Genomic DNA, 4,195 nt, shown 5'->3' on the forward strand with positions numbered 1-4,195 from the left:
CGATCAGGTCGGCGATCAGGGTTTCCTGGTCTTCCTCATAGATTTGCGTGCCGACGGGGACCATAAGGATGGCGTCGTCGCCGCCCGCGCCGAAACGGTTGCGGCCCATACCATGACCGCCCTTCCTGGCTTTGAAATGCTGCTGGTAGCGGAAGTCTATCAGAGTGTTCAGGCCTTCGACGGCGAGGGCCCATACATCGCCGCCGCGCCCGCCATCGCCGCCGTCCGGGCCGCCATACTCGATGAACTTCTCGCGCCGGAACGAGACGGCGCCCGCGCCGCCGTCACCGGAGCGGATATAGACTTTGGCCTGGTCGAGGAACTTCATGAGTGGGCTCTTATCTGTTTCAGGCGATCCGCGCCATCATGATGTGGTCTGACATCGTGCCCCGTCCTTTGCTGAACATCGGGCGCCGGCTGCAGGGGAGAAAGCCGAGTTTCGTCAGGATGCGGCCCGAGGCGGGGTTGTCGGCGAAGTGGCCGGCGACGAGGACGCGGGTGTTGCGGCTGACTTCGAGCCAGCCGATGAGGCCCGTGCCGGCTTCGGTGCACAGGCCTTTGCCCCAGTATTCCGGCATCAGCCAATAGCCGATCTCTAACGGTTCGCCGATGTCCGGACGGGTCGCTGAGATGATCCCGCAAAGGCCGCCCTTATGGGTGGTGATGGCGTAGAAATAGCCCGTGCCCTCTTGGCGGGCGCGGTCATGCGTGGCGATCCAGGCGAGGGTCTGGGCCTTGGTCTGCGCCGGTGGAACGCTCGCAAGCATCAGGTAGATGCGCGGATCGTTTACTGCATTCGTGAACGGTCCGCTGTCCTGCGGGGTGACGGGCCGAAGCAGCAGCCGGGCGGTCTGTATCTCTGTCTCACTCATGGCGGCCTCTCACGGGTTATGCCTTGGGTGGGGGAGGTGAAAACGAAAAAGGGGAGACAGTGGCCTGCCTCCCCCCGGAAACTGGTCGTCTTCAACAGCGACCCGGCCACTCGTCTGTGCGAGGCCGGTTGCTGTTGCCGGCCGTTACTCTGCCGCGTCCGCCATCGCGACGACGTTCACGAATACGCGGCCACCAGACTTGTGGGCGTACTCTACCTTTCCGCCTTTAAGCGCGAACAGGGTGTGATCCTTGCCCATGCCGACGCCTTTGCCCGGCCACTTCACCGTGCCGCGCTGACGCACGAGGATCATCCCCGGAACGACGACTTCGCCGCCGTACTTTTTCACGCCGAGATATTTGGGGTTGGAATCGCGACCGTTACGCGAAGAGCCGCCTGATTTCTTGTGAGCCATAGTCTGCTCCTCTTGCCTGTTCGTTCAGTGGGACCCTGGTCCCGGGAAATTACTCTTCGGTTGCTGCTTCAGCAGCTTCAGCCTTGGGCGCAGCTTTCTTGCGCGGTGCGGCTTTCTTCTTCTCGCCTTCGGCGCTGATGCCGGTGATCCTGACTTCCATCAGGTCCTGACGGTGGCCGATCGTGCGGCGGTAGGTCTGGCGCTGGCGCTTCTTGCGGGTAATCAGCTTGGGCCCGCGCACATCGGCGGAGACTTCAGCGGTGACCGTCGCGCCGGCGACGGTGGGCGCGCCGATGGTGATGCCGGCGCCTTCGCCAATCATCAGAACCTGGTCGAAGGTAACCGTATCGCCGGCCGCAGCCGACAGCTTTTCGATGACAAGCGTGTCGCCTTCGGACACTTTGTACTGCTTGCCACCTGTCTTGATGACCGCGAACATGGGCGCATCCTTCCGGATTGAACGTCTGAAACAGGGAGGTCGCCGCACCCGGCAGGGCGCTGCGACCGACGTGCGGGGTAAACACCAAAGCGGCGGCCGTGTCAAATCCGGAGTTGCGAGCACCCGATACGCCGGAATCGCCGTAACGGCCGCAGGTTTGAGCGCGACGGGAGAGACGTGCATTCAGGCGGAATGCTGCAAAAAGCAGGATTATTGACCAATCGTTCCAGAAATACTATCTCCCCGGCATGGCAAGACCTCGCGAATTTGACCTGGGCACCGCGCTGGACGAAGCTATCGGCGTGTTCCGGGAGCAGGGCTTTGCCGCGAGCTCGGCGGCGGACCTGAGCCGCGCGATGGGGATCGGCCGGCAGAGCCTTTACGGTGCCTTCGGCGACAAGTGGGGCCTCTATCTGGCCGCCGTGAAGCGGGACGTCACGCAGGATACCGAGGACCACCTCCTCGCCCTGAGCACGGGCCCGCGCGCCATCGACGGGCTGGAAATCCTGCTGGCGCGGGTGCGGGCGAAGGCGGCGCAGGCGTGCCTCGGCCTTTGCGCCGTGTGTGAGTTCGGACGCAGCCGGGCAGAGCTGACAGCGATCCTCGCGGCGGCGGAGCGCCGCTTCCTGGCCGTCCTGGCGGCGCGCCTGCGCGAGGCGCAGCAAGAGGGCAGCGCGGGTCCCGAGATCGACGTGAAAGAGGCGGCGGCTTTCCTGGCCGCGACGATCAACGCCGTCCGCGTTGCGGCCCGCAGCGGCGCCGGCGCGGCGCAGTTGCAGGCGCTGGCGGAACTGGCGCTGAGAGCGCTGCGCTGAACCGAGAGGTATAAAAGACGCGGGCGGCGCGCGAATTACCTGAAGGACGCTTGCGCTCCGGGCCAGTCCGGGATAGTTCACCGCCCTTCTAAGACCCCGGCGCGGAGAGGTGGCGGAGTGGTCGATCGCGCCGGTCTCGAAAACCGGTATACTCGCAAGGGTATCGAGGGTTCGAATCCCTCCCTCTCCGCCAACGCACCAAGATGCGAAACAAACTGTCTCCACCGACCTGGATCAGTGGGCATGACCATCAAAAACTATTGGATTTGCGTCCTTTTTTGCGGACCAGCTCTTCCCCCGGGACATCTAAACCCGGCGTCCGAGATACCAACAGCAAACCCAAAGAGCCCCAGGTTCGCGTCGCCATTATGGTACGATATTGAGCTTGAGTTCCCCCATCTCGACATCGGCCTTCAGGTTGCGCGCTGTGTCGATATCAGCTTGGCCACCGATCCGGTCGCCAATGCGAATTTTGGCCGCGCCGCGTCCATACAGAGCTTCAGGATATTCGGGCCATAGCTTGAGCGCCAGATCGTAGTCGTCGATTGCCTGTTTGAAATTTCCCTGGCCAAAATGAGCATTACCGCAGCTATTGTGCCCCTCTGTGGCTTCCGACGTTTGCGATAATCTGATGGCTTCATTGCAGTCCACGAGTGCACGCTCATAGTCCCGCTTGCCGTTGAAGGCCATGCTGCGGTGCAGGAGGGCCTCGGCGGAATCCGGCTGCAATTCGATCACCCGATCAAAGTCCGCTATCGCCAGATCGAACTTGGCGTTATCGTGATGTACATAGCCGCGATAGGTGATCGGCAGAACGGCCTCTGGGTTCGCGATGGCCGCCTGATCTAGATAGGCAAGCGCCGCATCGTAGTCCGCCTGCAAATAGTAGATCATGCCCAGTCGAAGATAGGAGACCGCGATCGCCGCCGGAACAGGTGTCCCCGGCAATTCATAGCCGCCAAGCGCCATTTTATAATCGGCTATGGCGCGCTCGTGGTCTCCTGTGAAATCATGGGCGCTGGCGCGATTGAAATAGTCCTGAGCGAGATCATCGATGTTTTCTTTTCTCGATTCGATGAGCGTTGTGCAGCCCTTGATTTGCAGGTCCTCAGTGAAGCCTTCCCCGGGTAGCGCCTGGCCTGCGCACCATGCCCTCTGATCACCGGGTTTTTGCCCACCGGCGATCCGCGCCTGGGCTTCTCTTAAACGTTCTAATTCGCCGCCAGCCAGTCCAATGAGGTTCGGATCAAGGTCGATCGCCCGCGTGAAATCGATGATGGCGCGATCGTAATCGCCTATACTTGAGTAGGCCCAGCCACGCAGGAACAACACCTTAGCAGGATCCAGATCCCGTTTGAGGGCCTCGTCGTAATCTTCTATCGCGTGCTCGTAGTCCGCCGCCGCCAGGCTTTCGCCGGCCCTGCCAAGATAGGCGGTGGCTCGCGCGAGATAGTTTTCGCCATCCGCAACGAGGGCGACGGCGCGGTTGGAATCCGCGATAGCCGCATCATAAGCGCTGAGCCGGCTCAAAAGCCGGGAACGATTTTTGTATGCCGCCGCCAGTCGGTCGTCAGGTTCATGTTCTGTCTGGATGATGTTGGTGTTCCCCGTCAGCGACTGTGAGACAGATCGGCGAAATTGCTTAAGGAGGATTT

5 protein-coding genes, 1 tRNA gene and 1 pseudogene are annotated in these 4,195 nt (G+C 61.8%); 2 read left to right on the forward strand and 5 right to left on the reverse strand.

Features of this window, described 5'->3' with window-relative positions; translation table 11 throughout:
• From obgE to WEA77_RS06580, 4 genes and pseudogenes are all read right to left on the reverse strand, one after another.
• Positions 1-328: pseudogene (gene obgE / locus WEA77_RS06565) on the reverse strand (GTPase ObgE); the annotation flags it as partial.
• Positions 329-347: 19 nt separating this feature from the next.
• Complete coding sequence (locus WEA77_RS06570; protein ID WP_368067071.1) at positions 348-872, reverse strand: GNAT family N-acetyltransferase; 525 nt, start codon at positions 870-872, stop codon at positions 348-350.
• A 144-nt stretch (positions 873-1,016) separates the two neighbouring features.
• Entirely contained in the window at positions 1,017-1,286 is a 270-nt protein-coding gene (gene rpmA, locus WEA77_RS06575) for a 50S ribosomal protein L27 (protein WP_368067072.1), read from the reverse strand.
• A 49-nt stretch (positions 1,287-1,335) separates the two neighbouring features.
• The gene (locus WEA77_RS06580; RefSeq protein ID WP_368067073.1) at positions 1,336-1,725 is read right to left on the reverse strand and encodes a 50S ribosomal protein L21; all 390 of its coding nucleotides are present in this window, start codon (positions 1,723-1,725) and stop codon (positions 1,336-1,338) included.
• A gap of 248 nt (positions 1,726-1,973) precedes the next feature.
• On the opposite strand from WEA77_RS06580, the gene WEA77_RS06585 reads away from it, so the two are divergent.
• Together WEA77_RS06585 and WEA77_RS06590 are read left to right on the forward strand one after the other, a co-directional pair.
• Complete coding sequence (locus WEA77_RS06585; RefSeq protein ID WP_368067074.1) at positions 1,974-2,540, forward strand: TetR/AcrR family transcriptional regulator; 567 nt, start codon at positions 1,974-1,976, stop codon at positions 2,538-2,540.
• A 103-nt stretch (positions 2,541-2,643) separates the two neighbouring features.
• Positions 2,644-2,733: transfer RNA gene (locus WEA77_RS06590), tRNA-Ser, on the forward strand.
• Between the two features lie 173 nt (positions 2,734-2,906).
• Here WEA77_RS06590 and WEA77_RS06595 read toward each other — a convergent pair.
• Positions 2,907-4,195: tetratricopeptide repeat protein (locus WEA77_RS06595; protein WP_368067075.1), on the reverse strand; the 1,289-nt coding region annotated here is incomplete at its 5' end.

The organism is Hyphomonas sp. (assembly GCF_040882205.1).
Classification (GTDB): Bacteria; Pseudomonadota; Alphaproteobacteria; order Caulobacterales; family Hyphomonadaceae; genus Hyphomonas.

What these genes read in the sequence shown, in the direction of transcription:
- WEA77_RS06570 (WP_368067071.1), bottom strand. Translation starts at nt 872, where the DNA reads ATGAGTGAGACAGAGATACAGACCGCCCGGCTGCTGCTTCGGCCCGTC.
- rpmA (WP_368067072.1), bottom strand. Translation starts at nt 1,286, where the DNA reads ATGGCTCACAAGAAATCAGGCGGCTCTTCGCGTAACGGTCGCGATTCC.
- WEA77_RS06580 (WP_368067073.1), bottom strand. Translation starts at nt 1,725, where the DNA reads ATGTTCGCGGTCATCAAGACAGGTGGCAAGCAGTACAAAGTGTCCGAA.
- WEA77_RS06585 (WP_368067074.1), top strand. Translation starts at nt 1,974, where the DNA reads ATGGCAAGACCTCGCGAATTTGACCTGGGCACCGCGCTGGACGAAGCT.